Genomic DNA, 20,853 nt, shown 5'->3' with positions numbered 1-20,853 from the left:
TGCGGCAGTATTGCGCCACCCGGCATCCCGCGCGCACCGCCCTGACCTGCGCCGATCGGGCTCCTGCGGGGAGATCCGCCACCTCCCCGCCCAGCACGTGGACGCCCGGCCGCCCACCATGCGGGAAGCTCAGCCGGTCCCGGCCCCGGCCCCCGTCCCGCCTCCGGAGCCGACCTCGACGCGCAGGGCGACGGAGAGATGGTGGTGGAGCGCGCCGAGCACCGGCTCCCCCGGAGCGAACAGGCCGGCGGCGAGCTTCCAGTACCGGGTCATCACGGGCCCCTCGCCCCGGGCCAGGAGCGGCGGGAGTCCCCGCCGGAAGGCGGCGGAGTCCGCCGTCCCGCGCGCCCGGGCGTAGGCGTCGACGAAGCAGTCCAGCGCACCGCCCCCGTACGGTGCCCGCCCGGCCGCCAGCTCCGCCGACGCCAGGGCGTACGCCTCGGCGAGTCCCTCGTACAGCACGGCGGGCCGGTACTCCCCGTCCGGCAGCGGCGGCGCCGGGCGCTCGACCCGCGGATCGGCCACCAGGGCGTGCAGCCTCGCGAAGTCGAGGACCTGACGCGGGCTCGGCTCCGCCGGAAGCGCCGGCACCACCGAGTCGAGCACCGTGGACACCACCCGCGCGGGCAGGCGTACGGGCAGGCTCCGGCGCCAGAACCGGGCCAGCGCCTCCGTGTCGGGCGGCGCGGGCAGCGGCCCGACCAGCCGCAGCCGCTCGGCCCGCTCGCCCGGCGGACCGTCGGCGAGGAGCCGCAGCGAGGCCTCGCGCCAGCGCAGCGCCACCAGCCGGGACTCCACCTCCCGCAACTGGCCCGAGACGGCCTCCTCCAGGGCTCCGTCCGGGTCCCCGCCGGCCGCGAGGACCCGCTCGACCTCGGGCACGGGCAGGCCGAGGCCGCGCAGGGAGCGGATCAGCAGGAGCCGGTCGAGCGCCCCCGCCCCGTACCGGCGGTGTCCGCCGGAGCTGCGTTCCGCCTCGGGCAGCAGGCCGCGGTCGGAGTAGTACCGCACGGTCTTCACCCCGACGCCGGCGCGCCGGGCGAGCTCCCCGATGCTCCACAGCCCCTCGGACAACACGGCGCGCGCCTCCCCTCCCCAGGGCCGCTCCCACGGGGAGCGGCCCTTCCACCCGGTCGCTGCCAGTGTGGCGGAAGCGTCCTCCGCCGGCCGGACCGCGACCTTCAGGGCATCTCCCGGCCCTCCGCGCGGCCGCCCTTGAATCTCCCCCCGGGGGAGTTCCTAGCGTGGCGGCGAGTCAGTCCAGAGGCGTTGCGAGGAGACGACCATGACCACGTTCGTGCTGGTTCCGGGCCCCTTCACCGGTGGCTGGGTCTGGGAGGAGACCGCGTCCCTGCTCCGGGCGGCGGGCGAGGAGGCGTACCCGGTGACCCTCCCGGGACTCGGGGACCGGCGGCTCCCCGACGGAGCCGGCGTCGACCTGGAGACGCACGTCCAGGACCTGGTGCGCCTCATCGACGGCATCCCCGTCCCCCGCGTCGTCCTCGTCGGACACGGCTACGGGCTCCACCCCGTCCTCGGCGCCGCCGACCGGCGCCCCGCCCGCGTCGCCCGGATCGTCTCCCTCGACACCGGCCTCCCCGCCGACGGCGAGCCGGCCGCGCGCTCCGTCCCCGACCCCGGGGCGCGGGCCCGCCTGGCGGCCGTCGACGCGTCCGGCCATGCCGGCGGCTGGATCGCACCGCCGGAACCGGGCGGCTGGTCGCGCTGGGGCAGTACCGAGGACGTAACGGCCGCGGCGCTCGACCGGCTCGAACGGCTTGCCTCCCCGCAGCCGGTGCGCACCTTCACCTCTCCGCTCCGGCTGACCGGCGCGGCCGCCGACCTGCCGACCACCGGGGTGCTGTGCACGGCCAACGGCTCCAGCGTCGACCTGGTGAGGATGCTCGTGGAGGCGGGGCCCCCGCAGTTCCGGGAGCTCGGCGACGACCGGTTCCGCTTCGTCGACCTCGCGACCGGGCACTGGCCGATGCTCTCCGCGCCCGGAGAACTGGCGGAGGTGCTCCGCCGTACGGCCGCGGGGGAGGGGCACCGGATGACCGCGCCCGACGGCCCGCACGAGCGGCCGAGCCATCTCCTGCCCTTCCTCGTCGACCTGCCGGAGGTGCCGCGCGAGCGGCTGGGCAGGGTCGACCTGCACCTGCCCGACACCGGCACGTACGCCGGTACGTACGCCGGCACCGGCACGGACACTGGCATCGGCATCGGCATCGGCATCGGCATCGGCACGGGCACCGCCACCGACAGCGGTACAGGCACGGACGCGGACACCGAGACGGACACAGGCACCGGCCCTGGCCCTGTTACCCGTACGGAGACCGTCTCCGGCACCGCCTCCGACCCCGGCGTGCCCCGCCCGGCCGTCGTCTTCGTGCACGGCGGGCCGGTCGCCCCCGACCAGCGGCCCACCCCGCGCGACACCCCGTTCCTGCTCGGCTACGCCCGCTGGGCGGCGCGTCTCGGCGCGGTCGGCGTGACGCTGGACCACCGGCTCCACGGCCTCGGCGACTTCCCGCGGGCGGCCGACGACCTCGCCGAGGCCGTGGCGCTCGTACGCGCCCACCCGCGCGTCGACGGGGACCGGATCGCGCTGTGGTTCTTCTCCACCGGAGGGCTCCTCGCGGCCGACTGGCTGGCCGCGCCGCCGCCCTGGCTGCGCTGCCTCGCGGCGAGCTACCCTGCCCTCGCGCCGCTCCCCGGCTGGGGCGCGGTGGAGTCCCGGTTCCGGCCGGCCGACGTCGTCGGCACGGCGGACGGCCCCCCGGTCGTGCTGACCCGGGCCGGCCGGGAGCACCCGGCCTTCGCCGCGACGGTGGCGGCCTTCCTGGCCGCCGCCGAGGGGAACGGGGCCGACGTCGAGATCGTCGACGTGCCGCACGGCCGTCACAGCTTCGAACTGGTCGATCCGGGCGAGGAGTCACGCGCGTGCGTGGAGCGGGCGATGCGGTGCGTGCTCGGGCACCTCGAAGACCCGCCCCGGCACCCCGGCGGGGCCGACGAGCCGGCCCGGCGGCCGTGACGAAACAGTAGCCATGTACATAGTAGCCATGTACTGTATTGCGAGTGAGTTCAGCAACCGACGGCGCCACGACGGGATTCCTGGTCTGGCGCCTCTCGATGAAATGGCGCGTGGCCGTCGACCGGGCGGTCGCGCCACTGGGCCTGACCCACGCCCAGTACGTGGTGATGGCGTCGCTGTACGGGATGTCGCGCGCGGGGCTGCGGCCCAGCCAGCGCGGGCTCGCCGACCGGACGGGAATGGAGCCGCTGTACGTCTCCAAGCTCGCCCGCGCCCTGGAGGCCTCCGGGCTCCTGGACCGCACCCGGGACCCCGGCGACCCGCGGGCCATGCAGCTGTCGCTCACCGAGCGGGGAACCGACGTCACACGCCGGGCGATCACGGTCGTCCAGGGACTCCTGGACCAGCTCCTGGAGCCGCTCGGCGGTCGGACCGGCCCGCGCGCCCAGGAGTTCACCCGCGAGCTGGCGACCCTGCTCGACGCGCCTCTCGATCCGTCCACCGCACACGACGAGGAGCAGTCATGACCACCACCACCGCACCCCGCGCCGACGGCCGCGTCCTGGCCCTGGCCCACCACGCGGCACGCGCCGTCCTGGAGGGCGTGCTGACCCGCCACGGCATCACCTTCCACCAGAGCGTCACCCTCCGGGCCGCCGCGGCGGCGGGCGGCGCCCCCGGCCGCGCCGAGCTGGTCGACGACGTCACCGGCTCCCTCAAGGCCGACGGCGCACTCGTCTCCGGGGTGATCGACGAGCTGGCGGCCGCCGGACTCCTGGAGACGGACCCGGAGGACCCGGCGCGGGTGCGGCTCACCGACGCCGGACGGGCGACGTACGACGCCACCGCCGCCGAGTCCGCCGGCCTCTCCGCCCGCCTCTACGACGGGATCCCGGACGAGGACCTGCGGGTCGTGGGCCGCGTGCTCACCCTGATCACGGAACGCGCGAACGCCGCCCTGGCCACCGGAGCCTGAGACCCCGTCCGGCCCCCCCCGCAAGGGGGGGCGGACCGGGGCCGCGGGGCGCACCGGCCCGCCGCACCCCGCCGCCTCACGGGTGGGTGAACACACCCACCATCCGGGTGTCCGGGTTGCTGCTCATCCCGACGATCGCACCCCCGTCGGCGCGGTTGGCCCGCGCGTGCGTGCCCGCGTACCCGTCGTCGGTGAGGAAGACGCCGAGCGCCGCGATCCAGTCGTCGACCTCGCCGGTCGCCGGGTCGTACACCGGCTCGGCACGCGGTACGACCCGTTCCTGCGCCACGTAGCCGCCCCGCTCGACGGCCGTCCGCAGCGCCTTGTCCCACTCCGCCTCCGCGCACTCCCAGCCGACGAAGGTGTCCAGACCGCCGTACCCGGCGCCCGGCTTGAGGATGAGCCGTTCGCGCCGCTCCCGGCAGAGGTCGAGCAGTTCGGCCGGGACCGCGGCGTGCAGCGAGCGGCTCCACGGCAGGACCCGGTCGACGAGCGCCCGCTCCCCGGCGTCGAACGCGCCGCTCCAGCGCGGATCGGTGAGCAGCGCCAGCGCGCTCTTGTTCGAGTAGAAGCCGCTCTCCAGGGAGGTGAACAGGACGGTCCGGCCGGCCCGGTCGGCACGGAAGAACGGCTCCGCGACGTCGGGCCCCGCCGGGTCGTCCAGCAGCTGGCTCGCCGCGAAGTTCCGCAGGACCAGGTCCAGCGGGGTGCCGTCCAGGGTCAGCTTGCCGTCGGCGCCGGCCCGCACCCGGTCGATCTCGCCGATCCGCACGTCGATGCCCTGCTCGGCCATCGCCTCGACCGTGGCCCGCATCAGCCTGCCGTACGGGCCGACCCCGCCGCGGCCCTCGATCAGCCCCACCACCGGGTCCGCGCCCCCGGACAGCGCCGGGCGGGCGCGGTCGCGCAGCACGGCCGCCGTCCGGGCCGCGATGTCCACGTGGTCGAGCCGGTGCGCGCGGGCGAAGTCCGCGAACGCGGGCACCCGCAGCAGCCCTCGGTTGAACACGGCCATGTCGAGCCCGCCGACCTCGCTGCCGAGGTTGAACTCCAGGAGCCGGTACGACGTACCGTCGTGGTAGGCGTCGGCCCGCCCGAACCGGGCCGGGACGCCGGAGCCGCCCCGGCGCAGCAGCACCGCGAGCGCGGGATGGATCCCGACCTCAGCCGCGTACCGGTCGAGGTCCCCGTCGAAGAGCCGCCGCGGCAGGGACACGAGCAGCTCGAACAGCCCCTCCAGGTCCCGCGCGAACGCGGCCGTCTCGTCGGCCCGCACGAACCAGGGCCGGGGCAGCAGGTGCGCGCGCCACGCCTCCTCGAAGGCCGGGGGCAGTGCGGCCCGCGCCACGGACTCGGCGAGCCCGCGGTCCCCGCCCAGGCACTGCTCGACGTGTATCCGGCTCAGATCGGTCATCGGCGGCGCTCGCTTCCCTGACGGCATCGGGTACGTGCTCGGAAAGGCGAGCAGACTACCGTGCGGCCCCCACGCGCCCCCGCGTCAGCGGAACGTGAGCGGCCGCAGGGACAGTGGCGGCGGACCGGGGCGGGCCGTGGGGGCCCGCCCCGGTCCCCTCCGCACGCGCGCTCGCCCCCGGTCCCTCCGCGTGCTCAGCTGGTGATCGTCACCACCGTCGCCGCGGTGACCGCGAGCATCGCCGCCTGCATGTCCCGGATCGCCCGGCGCACGCCCTCCGCCGCCCACTGACCGGCCGTGAGCTCCTCCAGTCGGGCCGCGACCTCCTTGCGGGGCAGGTCGGGGAAGGCGAGGCGGTGCAGCCGGGCGCCGTGGACCAGGGCGAGGAGACCCGTGGTGCGGGCACTGTGGGTGGGGCCGGCGGCGAGGACCGTGTGCAGCCTGGCCCGCAGCTCGCGCTCGACGGAGCCGTCCGCCTCCGGGTAGCGGGCCACGGGGAAGAGCCCCATGACCCGCTGCCGCTCCTCGCGCACGAGGCCGCGCTCGCGGAGGCTCCCGACCGTCGCCCTGACCGCCTTGCCGTGGTCCTTCGTCAGCCACTCGGTGACCTTCGGGGCCCTGCTCTTCTTCGCGCACCACGCGTCGAGCTGCCGCAGCCGCTCGTCGAGCAGCGGCACCTCGGTGGGCGTCGCGTCCGTCACCCGCACCCGGCCGTCGTCGACCGCCACGCGCCCCGCCAGCACGAGATCCAGCAGGATGCCGCCCGCGACCGCCCACGCGGCCGTCTGCCGTTCCTTCGCCACCCCGGACACGTCGTCCAGGGACAGCAGCATGATCTCCTCCGCGAGCGTGACCGCCACCCCGTACTCCTCGTCCTCCGCATGCGGCCGTCCGCATGAGCGCCTGTGCGGCGCCGCGCGGCGATCGAACGCCCCCGGCACCCTTCGCACCTCAGGACGAGCGGAGCCCCCGGCCGGTTCCCGACGACCGGCCGGCGCCCGCCGTGACCTGCGCCGATCCCGGAGTGCCGGGGAATCGCGTCCGGTCCTTGGTCTGGACCGCAGCGGGCCGGGGCGTCAAGCTCTCGCTATGGACTTGGAGCTGAGGCACCTCAAGACGATCCGGGCCATCGCCGACGCGGGGAGCCTCACGCGCGCCGCGACCGCGCTCGGACTCGCGCAGCCGGCGCTCAGCGCTCAGCTCAAACGGATCGAACGGGCCCTGGGCGGAGCCCTGTTCGAGCGCGGCCGGGAGGGGGTGCGGACCACCGCCCTGGGCGACCTGGTCCTCGAACGGGCCCGCGTGGTGCTTCCCGCGGTCTGCGAACTCCAGGAGGAGGCCGTGCGGTTCGCCCGCGGCGGCGCGGAGGGCTACCGGCTCGGCGGCACCCACGGGCCGCTGCTCGGCGGCCTGGTCGACCGGATCGCGCGCGAGGACCCCGGGGCCCCGGTGACCACGTACATCTCCTGGTCGGAGCGCGAGATCGCCGGCGGCGTCGCCGACGGCCGCCTCGACTTCGCCCTCGTCGGGGTCTGCGGGGAGAGCGGGCCGCCCGAGGCCGGACGGCTGGCGTGGACGGAGGTCGCCCGCGACCCGGTGTACGTGATGCTGGCCGCCGACCACCCGCTGGCCCCGCGCTCCGAGATCGACCTGGCCGAACTGGCCGCCGAGGCCTGGACCGACGTGCCCGGCGACGGCTGCTTCGGCGACTGCTTCGCGGCCGCCTGCGTACGGGCCGGGTTCACCCCGGCGTGCGTGTACGAGACGGACACCGCGTCCTGCGTGCACCTGGTGCAGGTCGGCCGGGCCGTCGGACTCTGCCGGGCCACCTTCCCCGTCACCCCGGGCCTCGTCACCCGCCCCCTCGCCGGCACCCCGCTCCTCTGGCGCCACCTCCTCGGCTGGCACCCCGAGGGCCGCGCCGCCGCCCGGGCCGGCGCCGTCCTCGACCACACCCGGGCCGCCCACGCCGAGGCGCTGGCGACCAGCGCCGGACGGCGGCACACCGGCGCCGACCCCGGGCATAACGCCGTGGCAGGGGCCGACCGGTAGCTCCCGCACCCCCGTCGCGATTCCTACGGTTCCAGCAGATCCCCCACCGCGATCCGCGACCGGTGATCCACGATCCCGGATCCGAGAACCGAGGAGACTCCCCATGCTCCGACGACACGCCCGCACGGCGTGTACCGCCCTCGCCGCCGCCGGAATGGCACTGGCCGGGCTCCAGGCCGGGACCGCCGCGGCGGCCCCGGACGGCCACGACCCGCACCGCTCCCCGACCGCCAGAACCGCCGCCCAGACCCTGGGCGCCGACTCCGCGCAGCCGGAACTGCTCGACGCCATGCGGCGCGACCTGGGACTCACCCGCTCCCAGGCCGTCACCCGACTCGCCAACGAGGCCGAGGCCGGGGCCACCGCGGCCCGGCTCCGCCAGGGCATCGGCGGCGCCTTCGCCGGCGCCTGGGTGGACGGCGCCGAGGCCGCCACCCTGACCGTGGCCACCACCCGCGCCGCCGACGCGGCCGCCATCCGCGCCACCGGCGCCCGGGCCCGGGTCGTGACGCACAGTCTGACCGCGCTGGAAGGCGCCAAGCAGCGCCTCGACCGCTCCGCCGGCGCCGACGCACCCGTCCGCTACGTCGACGTCCGGGCCAACGTCCTCGTCATCGAGGAGACCCGGGCGGGCGCCGGAGCGCGCCTCGTACGGTCCACCGGGGTCCCGAGCGAGCTGGTCCGCGTCGTCCGCACCGCCGAGGCGCCCCGCCCGCTCTACGACATCCGCGGCGGCGACGCCTACTACATGGGGGGCGGCGGGCGCTGCTCGGTCGGCTTCGCCGTGACCCGGGGCACCACCCAGGGCTTCGCCACCGCCGGCCACTGCGGCCGCGCCGGCACCACCACCAGCGGCTTCAACCAGGTCGCGCAGGGCAGCTTCCAGGCCTCGACCTTCCCCGGGAACGACATGGCCTGGGTCGCCGCCAACACCAACTGGACCTCCACCCCGTACGTCAAGGGCTCCGGCGGCGCCAACGTCCAGGTGACCGGCTCCGTCCTGCAGCCCGTCGGCTCGTCGGTCTGCCGCTCCGGCTCGACCACCGGCTGGCACTGCGGCACCGTGCAGCAGCACAACACGAGCGTCACCTACCCGGAGGGCACCATCTCCGGGGTCACCCGCACCACGGTCTGCGCCGAGCCCGGCGACTCCGGAGGCTCGTACATCTCCGGCAGCCAGGCGCAGGGCGTCACGTCCGGCGGGTCCGGGAACTGCTCCAGCGGCGGTACGACCTTCTTCCAGCCGCTGAACCCGCTGCTCCAGAACTACGGCCTCACCCTGAAGACCACCGGCACCGACCCGGGCCCCGGCCCGGGCGAGCCGGAGCCGGGCGGCACCTGGGCGGCCGGGAAGGTGTACGCCGCCGGTGACACGGTCACCTACGGCGGCGCGAGCTACCGCTGCCTCCAGGGCCACCAGGCCCAGGCGGGCTGGCAGCCCCCGAACGTCCCGGCGCTCTGGCAGCGCCTGTGACCCCGGCGCGACCGTGAGACCGGGGGTGCCGCGAACCCGAGGGGGGTGTCGCGGCGCCCCCTCGCGTTCCCCGTAGGATCACCGCGATCTTGATCATCATTCATGATCGACACGGAGTGCCGCCCTCGGGGCGGCACGTGCGCCTCGCGGGGGAGTCGGCACAGGGGCAGGGTCCGTCACGCCTCCGCCAGGCCGCCGCGCGCGATGACCTCGGCGTACCAGCGGGCGCTGTCCTTCAGCGTCCGCCGCTGCGTCGCGAAGTCCACGTGCACGATCCCGAACCGCTTGCTGTAGCCGTAGGCCCACTCGAAGTTGTCCAGGAGCGACCACAGGAAGTACCCCCGGACGTCCGCCCCGTCCGCCAGCGCGCGGTGCACCGCCGCCAGGTGCTCGTGGAGGTAGGACACCCGCTCGGGGTCCTTCACCCGGCCCGAGGGATCGGCGTAGTCGTCGTACGCCGCACCGTTCTCGGTGATCACCAGGGGGACGCCCGGCAGCTCGTCCCGCAGCCGGATCAGCAGCTCGTGGAGTCCGCTCGCGTCCACCGGCCAGTCCATCGCCGTGCGCGGCCCGGGCGCCGGCTCGAAGCGGACGTGCCGCTCCGCGCCCGCCCACGGCGAGGGCGACTCGGAGCCGCCCGCCCCGACGACCGAGGGCGAGTAGTAGTTGATGCCGAGCGAGTCGATCGGCGCGTTGGCCGCCGCCAGGTCGCCGTCCTGGACGAACGACCAGTCCGTGACCGATGCCGTGTCGCGGACCAGGTCCTCCGGGAGGCGCCCGTGGAACACGGGGTCGAGGAACACGCGGTTGCCGACCGCGTCGATCCGGCGCGCCGCGTCCAGATCCTCCGGCGCCTGCGAACAGGGCCGCACCGCGTGCAGGTTGAGGGTCAGCGACACCTCGGCCGCACCGGGCAGCGAGCCGCGCAGGGTGCGGGCCGCGAGCCCGTGCGCCAGGTTGAGGTGGTGGGCGGCGCGGAGCGAGGCGAGGGCGCTGGTGCGGCCCGGGGCGTGCACCCCGTTGCCGTAGCCGAGGAACGCCGCGCACCAGGGCTCGTTCAGCGTCGTCCAGGTCGCCACCCGGTCGCCGAGGGCGTCCGCCATGATGCCCGCGTACTCGGCGAACCGGTACGCGGTGTCGCGCTGCGGCCAGCCGCCGGCGTCCTCCAGCTCCTGGGGCAGGTCCCAGTGGTAGAGCGTGGCCACCGGGCGGATCCCGGCGTCGAGGAGGCGGTCGACGAGCCGCCGGTAGAAGTCCAGGCCCTTGCGCACCGCGGGCCCGCGTCCGGTGGGCTGGACCCGGGGCCAGCCGATGGAGAAGCGGTAGTCGGTGACGCCGAGCCGCCGCATCAGCTCGACGTCCTCGTCGACCCGGTGGTAGTGGTCGGCGGCGATGTCGCCGGTGTCGCCGTTGCGCACCTTGCCGGGCGTCCGGCTGAAGGTGTCCCAGATGGAGGGGGTGCGGCCGTCCTCCGCCGCCGCCCCCTCGATCTGGTAGGCGGCCGTGGCGGTGCCCCAGCGGAAGCCCTCGGGGAAGCGGAGGGCGGTCGTCGTGTCGGTACGGGCGTCGAGCGCGGTCATGGGATGGGAACTCCCTGGAGTGAGGGGTCTGGAGGATGGGGGAGGCGTCGGCGAGGGCGGCTCGGGCGGCGCGGGGGTCAGCCCTTGACCGCGCCCTGCATGATGCCGCCGACGATCTGCCGGCCCAGCAGGCCGAAGACCAGCAGCACCGGCAGGGTGCCGAGCAGCGTGCCCGCCATGATCACGGACTGGTCGTGGACGTAGCCGCCGCCGAGCTGGCGCAGGGCGACCTGGACCGTGGGCTCCGAGGAGGTGAGGGCGACGACCGGCCAGAAGAAGTCGTTCCAGGCGGCCATGAAGGTCAGCAGGCCCAGGACGGCCATGCCCGGGCGGGCGATCGGCACCACGATGGACCAGAAGATCCGGGCGGTGGACGCGCCGTCGACCCGCGCCGCCTCGATCAGCTCGTCGGGCAGCGACTGCACCAGGTACTGGCGCATGAAGAACACGCCGAAGGCGGACACCAGACCGGGCAGGATGACGGCCTGGAGCTGGTTCACCCAGCCCAGTTCGGCGATCAGCATGAAGAGCGGGATCACCCCGAGCTGCGGCGGGATCATCATGGTGCCGACGGTGACGGCCAGGAGCGCGCCACGGCCCCGGAAGCGGAGCTTGGCGAAGGCGAAGCCGGCGAGCGTGCAGCACAGCACGGTGCCGAGGGTGATCGAACCGGACACGATCAGGGAGTTGAGCAGGGCCTTGCCGATGTCCGCCTCTTCGAGGACCGCCTCGAAGTTGCGCATCAGGTTCGGGCCCGGCAGCAGCGTCGGGGGGACCTTCGCCAGGTCGGCGTTGGAACGGCTCGCGGCGACGATCGTCCAGTAGAAGGGGAAGGCCGAGAACAGGACGGCGACGACGAGGATCCCGTAGGCGAGCGGTCCCGCGTGCAGGGTGCGGCCGGCCCGGGAGGGGCCTCGGGGCGCGGGGGGAACGGGCGGGGCTCCGGCTGCGGAGGGGCCTCGGGTCACGGTGGCACCGGGCGTGGTCATCGGCCGGCCTCCTTGCGGGAACGGCGGCGCGCGATCAGGGCGTTGACCCCGACGAGCACCACGATGAGCAGGAACATCACCCAGGCGATGGCGGCGGCCCGGCCGAGGTGGAAGAAGCCCCAGCCCTGCTCGTACATGTACAGGCCGAGCGTCTGGTACTGGTGCGAGATGCCGCCCGAGATCGACCCCTCCAGGAGCAGCGGCTCGCCGAACAGCTGGGTCGCGCCGATGGTGGAGACGATGACGGTGAACAGGATCGTGGGCCGCAGCCCCGGCAGCGTCACGTGGAAGAACTGGCGCCAGCGCGAGGCCCCGTCCATCGCCGCGGCCTCGTACAGCTCGTGGGGGATGGACTGCATGCCGGCCAGGTAGATCAGCGCGTTGTAGCCCGTCCAGCGCCAGATGACGACCGTCGACACGGCGATCTGGGAGGCGACGGTGCCGTTCTGCCAGTCCACGGGGTCGATGCCGACCAGGCCCAGGGCGTAGTTGATCAGACCGAAGTCACGCCCGAAGAGCTGGGCGAAGACGAGCGTGGCCGCGGCCACCGACGTCGCGTACGGCAGGAGGACCGCGGTCCGCAGGAAGGTGCGCCCGCGCATCTTGTAGTTCAGCAGGTGCGCGAGGCCGAGGGCCATGACCAGCTGCGGCACGGTCGAGAGCACGCCGATGGTGAAGGTGTTGCGGAGCGAGAGCCAGAAGTACTCGTCGGTGAAGAGGGCGGTGTAGTTGCCGAGGCCGCGCCACTCCATGTCGCCGGGCGTCTGGAGCTCCACCCGGTAGAGCGAGACGAAGGCCGTGTAGAGGAGCGGGAAGAGGCCGAAGGCGACGAACAGGGTGAAGAACGGGGCGAGGTAGGCGTACGGCGAGAACTGCTGCCAGGCCCGCCGGGCGGACCCCCGCCGCGCGGGCGGCGGGGCCGGCTTCGGCGGGGCCGGCGTCTCGGATGCGGTGAGGGTCACGGCGCGGCCCTTCGGAGGAGGGGAGGAGGCGGGGGACGACGGGGGTCCGGCGGAGGTCAGCCGACGGTGTTCGCGACGCCCTTCTTCGCGTTCGACCAGGCCTTGTCGGGCGAGGTCCCCTTCCGCTCGACCTCGCTCAGCGCGTTCGTGATCTGCTGCGCGATGTTCTGGTCGTGCACGCCGAGCACCTGCACCGGGGCCGCCTTGGCCGCGTCACCGAAGATCTGGCCGATGGGGGCGTCGGAGAAGAAGGGGTCCTTCGCGCCGGCGACCTTCTCGATCGCGCCGGTGGCGGAGGGGAAGTTGCCCTGCTTCTCGAAGAGGCGGGTCTGCTGCTCGGGGGCGGTGAGCCACTTGATCAGCTCGTACGCCTCCTTCTTGTGCTTGGCGGCCTTCGGCACCGCCAGGTAGGAGCCGCCCCAGTTCCCGGCGCCGCCGGGCAGGGTGGCCACGTCCCACTTGCCCTTGCCGGCCTCACCTGCCTGCCCCTTGATGTAGCCGAGCATCCAGGCGGGGCAGGGGATGGTGGCGAAGGAGCCGGCGGCGAAGGCCTGGTTCCACTGCGGGGACCACTGGTCGAGCTTGGCGCTCAGCCCGTCCTGGGCGGCCTGCACGGAGTGGTCCCAGGCGGTGCGCAGCGCGGGGTTGTCCTCCCAGATCAGCTTCCCCGAGGCGTCGTAGTACCGCTCCTTCTCCTGCCCGATCATGATCGAGTAGAGGCTGCCGACGCTGTCGAGCCAGGCGCTCTTGCCGGGGGCCTTCGCCTTGTACTGCTTCCCGAGGGCGAGGTAGCCGTCCCAGGTGGACCACTTCTCGGCGAGCTCCGCGCGGTCGGTGGGCAGGCCGGCCTTGGCGAAGAGGTCGCTGCGGTAGCACATGGCCTCGGGGCCGACGTCGGTGCCGAGGCCGAGGACCTCGCCGTTCTTCCCGCCGGCGGCGGCCCACTTCGCCGGGGCGAACTGGTCCTTCAGGGAGTCCGCGCCGTACTTCCTCAGGTCCTCGAACCGCTCCGCCTGCTGCTGGGTGACGGAGGCGATCCGGCCCACCTCGATGCCCTGCACGTCGGCGAGGCCGGCTCCGCCCGCGAGCCGGGTCTGGAGGGACTTCCAGTAGTCGGCCTCGTCCTCGGTGTCCGTCTGCTTGATGGTGACGCCCGGGTGGAGCTTCTCGTACTCGGCGTACAGCCCTGCCTCTTTGTATCCGAAGGAGCCGAACAGGTCGACGGTGATGGTGACCTCGCCCCCCGCCCCGTCGGTGGACGCGTCGTCCGACGTACCTCCGCAGGCGGCGAGCAGGGCCCCGGCGAGGACGACCGCCCCCAGGCGGACGGCGGTTCTCCCGGCGGTGGTCGTGACGGCGGCTCGGGCGATGGGCATGGGAAGCCTCCCTTGGCTCCGGAACGAGCGAGAGCGACTGAGAGCGCTCTCAAGCGTGCGGGGGGAGCGTGCCTGGGGCGGAGCCCATCCGTCAAGGCTCGAAGGCGTAACGGACGGGAAGAGCCCTCAAGTCCGGGCTGTGTTCAATCTCTTGACACACGTGTTTCGGCGGTTTTACGTTTCCGGCGTCTTGAGAGCGCTCTCTCGCGGCGTTCGCCGCCGGCGTCCACCGCGAACCGGTCCTCTTCCGCGCTACCTCTCCCCGCGCGTCCCTCCCCACCCGAACCGCCCCGCCGTGCCCCACCCGTCACGACGACACGAGGTGCCGTACATGCCAGCCCCCCGCACAAGGCCGGCCGCCGCGCTGGTCCTGGTCTCCGCCCTCGCCGCCCTGGGCCTCGGCCCGGCGGCCGCCCCCGCCGCCGCGGCCACCGTCCCCACGGGCGCCGGAAGCTACTCCGACACCCGCCCCGCCGGAACCTCCGGCCCCACCACGAACACCGGCGCACCGGTCACCCCCAAGGTCACCGCCGCCGCCCAGGGCAAGCCGGTCCCCACCAACGACTGGTGGTCCTCCCTCGCCTTCCAGCGCTACGGCGACAACCCGTACTCCACTCCGATGTACGGCCACCCGCTGACCTACCAGGCCGTCGCCGGCGGCCTCCAGCTGGGCTACCCGACCAGCCCCGCCATCGTCGGCGACGGACGGCAGTACGAGTTCGCCCACAAGGCCGACCTCACCCTCGGCCTCACCGGGCTCAACTCGCCCGACACCAAGGCCGACGCCTGGTCCGACTGGACCGTCACCCCCTACTGGTCCGACGGCGCCCGCACCCTGCGCACCACCATCGGCCACGGCATGCCCTTCGTGTACGCCAAGGGCAGCGGCGGCGACGCCCGCATCACCACCGCCACCGCGCCCACCGTCTTCGCCGACCAGGGCAACGTCCTCGGGATCACCGTCGCGGGCCACCACTACGCCCTCTTCTCGCCCACCGGCACCGACTGGAACGTCTCCGGCTCCACCATCACCGCCGGGCTCGGCGGCAAGGACTACTTCTCCGTCGCCGTCCTGCCCTCCACCGACGCCCTCGCCACCTACCGCAAGTACGCCTTCAGCTTCGTCACCGGGTCCACCGTCGGCTGGAGCTACGACGCCGGCACCGTCCGCGCCACCTACGCCCTCACCACCGAGGCGAAGGAGGGCACCGAGCGCGGCACCCTCCAGGCCCTCTACCGCCACCAGTGGCTGAACACCACCGACCCGCTCACCCCCTACACCTACGTCTCGCCCCGCGGCACGATGAAGGTCCGCGAGTCGGCGTCCTTCACCACGAGCCAGAAGGCGGCCGCCACCCTGCCCGGACTGCCGGGCGGCGCGGGGGTCGACAGCGCGCGGCTGCGCGGCTACCTGAACGAGGTCGCGAACTCCGCCGACCCGTTCTCCGGGGCCGTGGACACCTACTGGACCGGCAAGGCCCTCGGCAAGCTGGCCCAACTCGTGCCGCTCGCCGACCAGATCGGCGAGACCGCGCTCCGCGACAAGCTCCTCGGCCAGATCAAGGGCCGGCTCCAGGAGTGGTTCACGGCCGGCGGAGCCAACGAGTTCTCGTACGACACCGCCTGGAAGACCCTCACCGGCTACCCGGCCTCCTACGGCAGCGACACCGAACTCAACGACCACCACTTCCACTACGGCTACTACGTGTACGCCGCCGCGATCGTCGCCCAGTACGACGCGGCCTGGGCCGCCGACTCGGCCTGGGGCGCCATGGTGAAGACGCTGGTCCGCGACACCGCCAACCCCAGCCGCACCGACACCGCCTTCCCGTTCCTCCGCGGCTTCGACGTCTACGCAGGGCACAGCTGGGCCAGCGGGCACCAGGGCTTCGCCGCCGGCAACAACCAGGAGTCGTCCTCCGAGTCGACCAACCTCAGCGCCGCCCTCGTCCTGTGGGGATCGGCGACCGGCAACACCCAGCTCCGCGACCTCGGCACCTACCTGCTCACCACCGAGGGCGAGGCCATCGCCCAGTACTGGTTCGACGCCGACCAGCAGGTCTTCCCCGGCGCCTTCCAGCACGACACGGCCGGCATGGTCTGGGGCAGCGGAGCCGCCTACGCCACCTGGTGGACCGCCAACCCCGAGGAGATCCACGGCATCAACGTGCTCCCGGTGACCGGTGGTTCACTGCACCTCGGCGGTCACAAGGACGCCGTCCGCCGCAACATCGCCGAGATGGAGCGGGAGAACCCCGGACCCGCCGTCGAATGGCGCGACATCCTCTGGGAGTTCCAGTCCTTCGCCGACCCGGCCGCGGCCAAGGCGAAGTGGGACGCGGGCAACGCCGGCTACACCCCGGAGGCGGGCGAGTCCAAGGCCCACACCTACCACTGGCTGACCACGCTCGACACCCTCGGCGCCCCCGACGCCACGGTCACCGGATCCATCCCCACCTCCGCCGTCTTCACCAAGGGCACCGCGCGGACGTACGTGGCCCACAACCACGGCGCCACCGCCCGCACCGTCACCTTCTCCGACGGCAAGTCCCTCTCCGTGCCCGCCCGTTCCACCGCCAGCGGCACGGGAACCGGAGGCACCGGCCCCGACCCGGACCCGGAGCCCTCCACCGGCGACACCTTCCAGCTCCGTACGGGCGGCACGCTCACCACGGCCACCGGCGCCGCGGCGGGCAGCGACACCGTCCTCTCGGCGCAGGGCGGCAACCACGACGGCACGCCCAGCCGTCCGGTCGTCTACGAGGCCAGGGGCGTCAACGGCACGCTGAAGGCCGGCGGCACCACCGCCTTCCGCCTCCAGCTCGACGCCGGGACGGCCGTCGGGCTGGGCCAGCAGGCCCGGATCAGCTACGACCTCACCGGTGACGGCACCTTCGAACGGACCGAGACGTACCACTACTTCGCGACCGACCCGGTGACCGGCTGGGAGGAGTACTCCCAGGCCCGCGGGCTCAAGTCCGCCACCGGAACCCTCGGCAACCTGACCGGCGGCACGGTACGCCTGGAGGTCTGGAGCGCGATCGGCAACGGCGACTCGCGCGTCCAGACGGGCACGGACCGATCGGTGGTGGTCATCCCCTACTCCTGACCGTCCGGCCCTCCGGGGAGCGGAGCGGCGGGCCGGGTTCCTCCTCACCCGGCCCGCCGTCCCGCGTCCTCCCACCGCCTTGCCGCCGTCGCCGCCCCGCCGCCGTGCCTCCGCCGCCGCCGGGCCGGCCGCCGCCCCGTCGCCGTCCGGCGCGTTCCCGGCCTCAGGCCGAGTCGCGGAGCACGAGCGAGGTCGGCGTGACGACGGACGCGGGGACCCCGGTACCGGTCCCGTCCAGCAGCCGCATCAACAGCTTCACCATCAGCCGGCCCATGTCCTCGATGTCCTGGTGCACCGTGGTCAGGGACGGCGAGGTCCTCCGCACCACCGAGGCCATGTCGTCGAAGCCGACGACCGCCACGTCCTCCGGGACGCGCACGCCGCGCTCGCGCAGGGTCAGCAACGCCCCCGAGGCCATCAGGTCGTTGGCCACGAACACCGCGTCCACGTCGGGCCGCCGGTCCAGCAGCTCCGCCATCGCGCGGGCGCCGCTCTCCTCGGTGAAGTCGCCCCTGCTCAGCAGGGCGGGATCCGCGTCGACCAGCACGTCCCGGTACCCGTGGAGCCGGTCCAGCGCGGACGTCTGGTCGTCCGGACCCGAGATGTGCGCGATGGTCCGCCGGCCCAGAGCCACCAGGTGCCGCACCGCCTCGCGGGCGCCGCCCCGGTTGTCGCAGTCGACGAACGGCACGGTCGGACTCGTGCCGGGACCGGGGCGCCCGCCGTAGACCACCGGGATCCGGGTCCGGTCGATGACGGCCGGCAGCGCGTCGTCGTTGTGCAGCGAGAACGCCAGCGCGCCGTCCACGTGTCCGCCGCCGAGATAGCGGGCGATCCGGTCGTGGTCGCCGGGCCCCTCCACCCACAGCAGCACCAGCTGCGCGTCGTGCGCGGTGAGTTCCCTGCTGATGCCGCGGACCTGCTGCTCGAAGAACGGGTCCGAGAAGATCCGGAACTCGGGCTCCGCGATGATCACCGCCACGGCGCCGTTGCGCCGGGTGACCAGGGTCCGGGCCGCGTGGTTGGGCACGTAACCGAGCTCGTCGACGGCCCTGCGCACCTTCTCGACCAGCGGGGGCCGCACCCCCGCGCCCCCGTTGACGACCCGCGAGGCCGTCGCGCGGGACACGCCGGCGCGAGCGGCGACGGCTTCCAGCGTGGGGCGGGGCCCCGTGGTCTGCTCGGGCAAGGCGTGCGCTCCTCGACTGCGTGGGCGGGGCGGGTGTCCGTGTGCGGTGTGCGTTCCCGCACGGACCAGGATATCTGTACACCCCACCCGCTGAGAGCGCTCCCAGAACGATCGCCGCGACTCCCGGACGACCTCCGCGGCACGGGTCGGCCTCCCCGGCTCCCCGGCAGACCTCCGCGCACCGGACGACCCCCGGTCCGGCACCGGCCGGCCCCGCGGTGCCGGTCCGCCCGCGGAAACCCCGTTGCCGCCGTCGCCGCGGGCTGGCTAGCGTCGGGGCCCTGCGACGTGTAGCTCAGCAGCAGAGCGCCGGGCTCGGGACCCGGAGGGCGCGGGGGCGGAACCCGCCACGTCGGCTTATGGACACTCACGCTGACAAGCAGCCGCAGACCGTGTCGCGCTCCTACGCGGAGGGCCGTCTGGCCCGTGCCTTCGTCACCGCGCTCCACCACACGGACCCCGCCACGCGGGCGCGTGCCGGGGAACAGGCCGCCGGCTGGCGCCGCGTGCTCGGGGGCATGGCCGCGGGCACCCTCAGCATCGGCTCCCGGACACCGGTCCGCGGCCTGCCCGCCTGGGTGACCCCCGAGGTGCTCCACGGCGGCTTCGCCACCGGCGGGGCACGCGCCGCGGGCCCCCTCCTGCCGTACGAGACCGAGGCGGCCCGCAGGGCCGGCGTACCGGCGGACAGGGGAGCCCTCTTCGCCCACGCCCTCACCGAGGAGGGACTCGCGGACCTGTGGGACCTCCTCGACAGCACCTGCTACGAGGTGACCGTCCCCGAGGAGGCCGCGCTCCTCACCGTGGCCTGGCTGGTCCGGGCCGGGGAGTCCGAAGCCGCCCTCGCCCTCGTACGGGAGATCCGTCCGTTCGCCGCCCTCCTGCGGTTCACCCCGCGTCCGACGGCCTCGCCCGCCCCCGACACCGACGCCGTGCACCGGCGGACCGTCGGCGAGGTCGGAGCCGCGCTGGCGGGGCGGCGCCCGCACCGCGCCGTCGAGACCCAGCGCGAGGCCCACGCCGTCTGGCGGCCGTTCGAGGACGAACTCCTCGCGCACTGGCTGGAGACGGCCGGCCCCGACCACCGCGTGCTCGACCGCGAGCCCGGCGGCGGGTGGCACGAGCGCGGCGCCGCGCTCCTCGACCGCTACCGGCGGCTGGCCCGGGAGCACACCCTGTGCGGCCGCCACCGGGATCCCAAGGGCAACCCCGGGATCCTGCGCGGAGCCCTGGAGGAGACCGCGGCCGGGCGCCCCCTCGACGCGCGCCGGCTCGGACTCCTGCGGCACGCGGTCGCCTCGATGGTCCGCAAGCGGGGCCTGCCCGGCTCGGACCGGCACACGGCGGTCCGGAGCGCCCAGGCGGCCATGGCCGCCCTGCCCTCCCACCGGGACATCGCCCACCTCGTCGCCCACCGGCTGTCCGGCCTCCCGCAGGACACCGGCGCCGCCGACGTGACCGCGCTCGTCGCCCCGGTCACCCGGGCCGAGGAGCGCGGCTCGGGACTCCCCGCCGGGACGGCCGTCCCGGCCGCCGTCCGCCGCGCGGTCGAATCCGCGCGGAGCGCACCGCTCGCCACCCTGGTCCAGGCCGGATTGGTGCCCTCGGCCGAGGTGATGGCCGAGCTCGTGCCCCAACTCGTCGCCGCCGAGACCGCCGCGGCCTACCGGGACGCGCCGCTGCGCGCGCTGTCCGCCGCGCACTACCGCGCGTTCCGCGACCGCCGCTCGCTCCTGCTGCTCCACCGGGAGGGGCAGGTCAGGCAGGAGGAACTGCCCTGGGTGAGCGCGGTGGCGCCGCACCGGACGGCCGACGCGCGCGTGCGTGCCTCCGCGCACACGACGCTGCGCCGGCTCGCCGAGGTCGCCGTCGACGGCTTCCCCGCCACCCTCCTCCCCAACCCGCTGGTCCGGGAACTCGCCGTGCTCGCCCGGCGGACCGACCTCGACGCCCCGCTGGTCGAGGAACTCGCCGCGGACATCTTCACGGGCGGGTTCAGCCCGAAGTTCCAGGCCGCCGCGGGGGTGGCCGGGGAACTCCTCGGCGGCGGTTCGCTGTACGAGCGGTACTACGGCATCGACTACGCCGCCGTCCGGGCCCTCGCCGAGGTCCGGCCGGGAACGGGGCGGACCCCGTCGAGGTCCGCGCCGGACTTCGCCAGGCTGTGCCGGGTGCGGGCGGGAGCGCCGCACTCCGGCAGCCTCCGGGAGAACGGCACGGTGATCGAGCAGGCCCAGATCCTGACGACCCACAACCTCGCCACCCTGGTCCACCGCGTCGGCATCGCCCCCGCCGCCGGCTGGCCCGCCCTCGCCCGGCACTGCCTCGTCACGGTGGGCCGGCTCACGGAGCGCGCGCAGCGCGAGCCCCGCCCGCTCGGCACGGTCAAGGACGCCGCCTACGCCTGGCGGCAGATGCTGTTCCACCTGTCCCTCTGCGAGGCGGCGGCCGCGTCCGACACGATCGCCTGGGCGGAGCAGGCGTCGGCGCGCCTCCCCGCGCCCGTGGCGGCCCGGCTCGCGCCGGCCCTCGCGGGCCTCCGACTGGTCGCCGACGGCGGCGCCTTCGGCGAGGACGGCACGGCGGACGACGGACGGGCCCGCAGGCTGACCGGCTGGAGTGCCACGGGAGGGCACTGGCTGACCGGCGGGCCGGCCGGGCCCCGGGGCTGAACCCCCCGCCGGTTCGGGCCTGT

At 74.7% G+C, this 20,853-nt stretch carries 15 protein-coding genes and 1 tRNA gene; 8 read left to right on the top strand and 8 right to left on the bottom strand.

The window, feature by feature from the left end:
- Positions 1–129 precede the first annotated feature (129 nt).
- A complete protein-coding gene (locus ACY0MR_RS04485) occupies positions 130–1,077 on the bottom strand; it encodes a MerR family transcriptional regulator (protein ID WP_473559239.1) in 948 nt (315 codons plus the stop codon).
- A 208-nt stretch (positions 1,078–1,285) separates the two neighbouring features.
- Between ACY0MR_RS04485 and ACY0MR_RS04480 the strand changes: the two genes are divergently transcribed.
- From ACY0MR_RS04480 to ACY0MR_RS04470, 3 genes are read left to right on the top strand one after another with little or no spacing between them, the layout of a single operon-like run.
- The gene (locus ACY0MR_RS04480) at positions 1,286–3,037 is read left to right on the top strand and encodes an alpha/beta fold hydrolase (protein WP_473559237.1); all 1,752 of its coding nucleotides are present in this window, start codon (positions 1,286–1,288) and stop codon (positions 3,035–3,037) included.
- Positions 3,038–3,081: 44 nt separating this feature from the next.
- Complete coding sequence (locus ACY0MR_RS04475) at positions 3,082–3,564, top strand: MarR family winged helix-turn-helix transcriptional regulator (protein ID WP_473559235.1); 483 nt, start codon at positions 3,082–3,084, stop codon at positions 3,562–3,564.
- Entirely contained in the window at positions 3,561–4,013 is a 453-nt protein-coding gene (locus tag ACY0MR_RS04470) for a MarR family transcriptional regulator (RefSeq protein ID WP_473559233.1), read from the top strand. The genes ACY0MR_RS04475 and ACY0MR_RS04470 overlap by 4 nt, the downstream gene beginning before the upstream one ends.
- A gap of 76 nt (positions 4,014–4,089) precedes the next feature.
- Here ACY0MR_RS04470 and ACY0MR_RS04465 read toward each other — a convergent pair whose 3' ends face one another.
- Complete coding sequence (locus ACY0MR_RS04465) at positions 4,090–5,427, bottom strand: hypothetical protein (RefSeq protein ID WP_473559231.1); 1,338 nt, start codon at positions 5,425–5,427, stop codon at positions 4,090–4,092.
- 194 nt (positions 5,428–5,621) lie between these two features.
- Complete coding sequence (locus tag ACY0MR_RS04460; protein WP_404078636.1) at positions 5,622–6,287, bottom strand: GOLPH3/VPS74 family protein; 666 nt, start codon at positions 6,285–6,287, stop codon at positions 5,622–5,624.
- A 229-nt stretch (positions 6,288–6,516) separates the two neighbouring features.
- On the opposite strand from ACY0MR_RS04460, the gene ACY0MR_RS04455 reads away from it, so the two are divergent.
- Together ACY0MR_RS04455 and ACY0MR_RS04450 are read left to right on the top strand one after the other, a co-directional pair.
- Positions 6,517–7,479, top strand: a complete 963-nt coding sequence (locus ACY0MR_RS04455) for a LysR family transcriptional regulator (protein WP_404078639.1) — start codon at positions 6,517–6,519, stop codon at positions 7,477–7,479.
- A gap of 103 nt (positions 7,480–7,582) precedes the next feature.
- Complete coding sequence (locus ACY0MR_RS04450) at positions 7,583–8,953, top strand: carbohydrate-binding protein (RefSeq protein ID WP_473559228.1); 1,371 nt, start codon at positions 7,583–7,585, stop codon at positions 8,951–8,953.
- 176 nt (positions 8,954–9,129) lie between these two features.
- Here ACY0MR_RS04450 and ACY0MR_RS04445 read toward each other — a convergent pair whose 3' ends face one another.
- The 4 genes from ACY0MR_RS04445 to ACY0MR_RS04430 all read right to left on the bottom strand — a co-directional run bounded on the left by ACY0MR_RS04445 (position 9,130) and on the right by ACY0MR_RS04430 (position 13,860).
- Entirely contained in the window at positions 9,130–10,533 is a 1,404-nt protein-coding gene (locus ACY0MR_RS04445; protein WP_361850948.1) for a GH1 family beta-glucosidase, read from the bottom strand.
- 77 nt (positions 10,534–10,610) lie between these two features.
- Complete coding sequence (locus tag ACY0MR_RS04440) at positions 10,611–11,522, bottom strand: carbohydrate ABC transporter permease (RefSeq protein ID WP_392863877.1); 912 nt, start codon at positions 11,520–11,522, stop codon at positions 10,611–10,613.
- A complete protein-coding gene (locus tag ACY0MR_RS04435) occupies positions 11,519–12,484 on the bottom strand; it encodes a carbohydrate ABC transporter permease (protein ID WP_388794877.1) in 966 nt (321 codons plus the stop codon). The genes ACY0MR_RS04440 and ACY0MR_RS04435 overlap by 4 nt, the downstream gene beginning before the upstream one ends.
- Before the next feature lie 56 nt (positions 12,485–12,540).
- Entirely contained in the window at positions 12,541–13,860 is a 1,320-nt protein-coding gene (locus tag ACY0MR_RS04430) for an ABC transporter substrate-binding protein (RefSeq protein ID WP_361850944.1), read from the bottom strand.
- Between the two features lie 331 nt (positions 13,861–14,191).
- On the opposite strand from ACY0MR_RS04430, the gene ACY0MR_RS04425 reads away from it, so the two are divergent.
- Positions 14,192–16,969, top strand: coding sequence for a glycosyl hydrolase (locus tag ACY0MR_RS04425; RefSeq protein ID WP_473559224.1), 2,778 nt, complete (start codon positions 14,192–14,194; stop codon positions 16,967–16,969).
- Between the two features lie 163 nt (positions 16,970–17,132).
- Here ACY0MR_RS04425 and ACY0MR_RS04420 read toward each other — a convergent pair whose 3' ends face one another.
- Positions 17,133–18,158 (bottom strand): LacI family DNA-binding transcriptional regulator, encoded by a 1,026-nt coding sequence (locus ACY0MR_RS04420; protein ID WP_388794868.1) that lies wholly within the window; start codon positions 18,156–18,158, stop codon positions 17,133–17,135.
- Between the two features lie 284 nt (positions 18,159–18,442).
- Here ACY0MR_RS04420 and ACY0MR_RS04415 point away from each other — a divergent pair.
- A tRNA-Pro gene (locus tag ACY0MR_RS04415) sits at positions 18,443–18,514 on the top strand.
- A 3-nt stretch (positions 18,515–18,517) separates the two neighbouring features.
- Positions 18,518–20,830, top strand: coding sequence for a hypothetical protein (locus ACY0MR_RS04410; protein ID WP_473559221.1), 2,313 nt, complete (start codon positions 18,518–18,520; stop codon positions 20,828–20,830).
- The last annotated feature ends 23 nt before the right edge of the window (positions 20,831–20,853 follow it).

This window comes from Streptomyces sp. JN8 (genome assembly GCF_055808075.1).
Note: the sequence above shows the minus strand (reverse complement) of the source record. Positions and strands in the feature narration are given on the sequence as shown.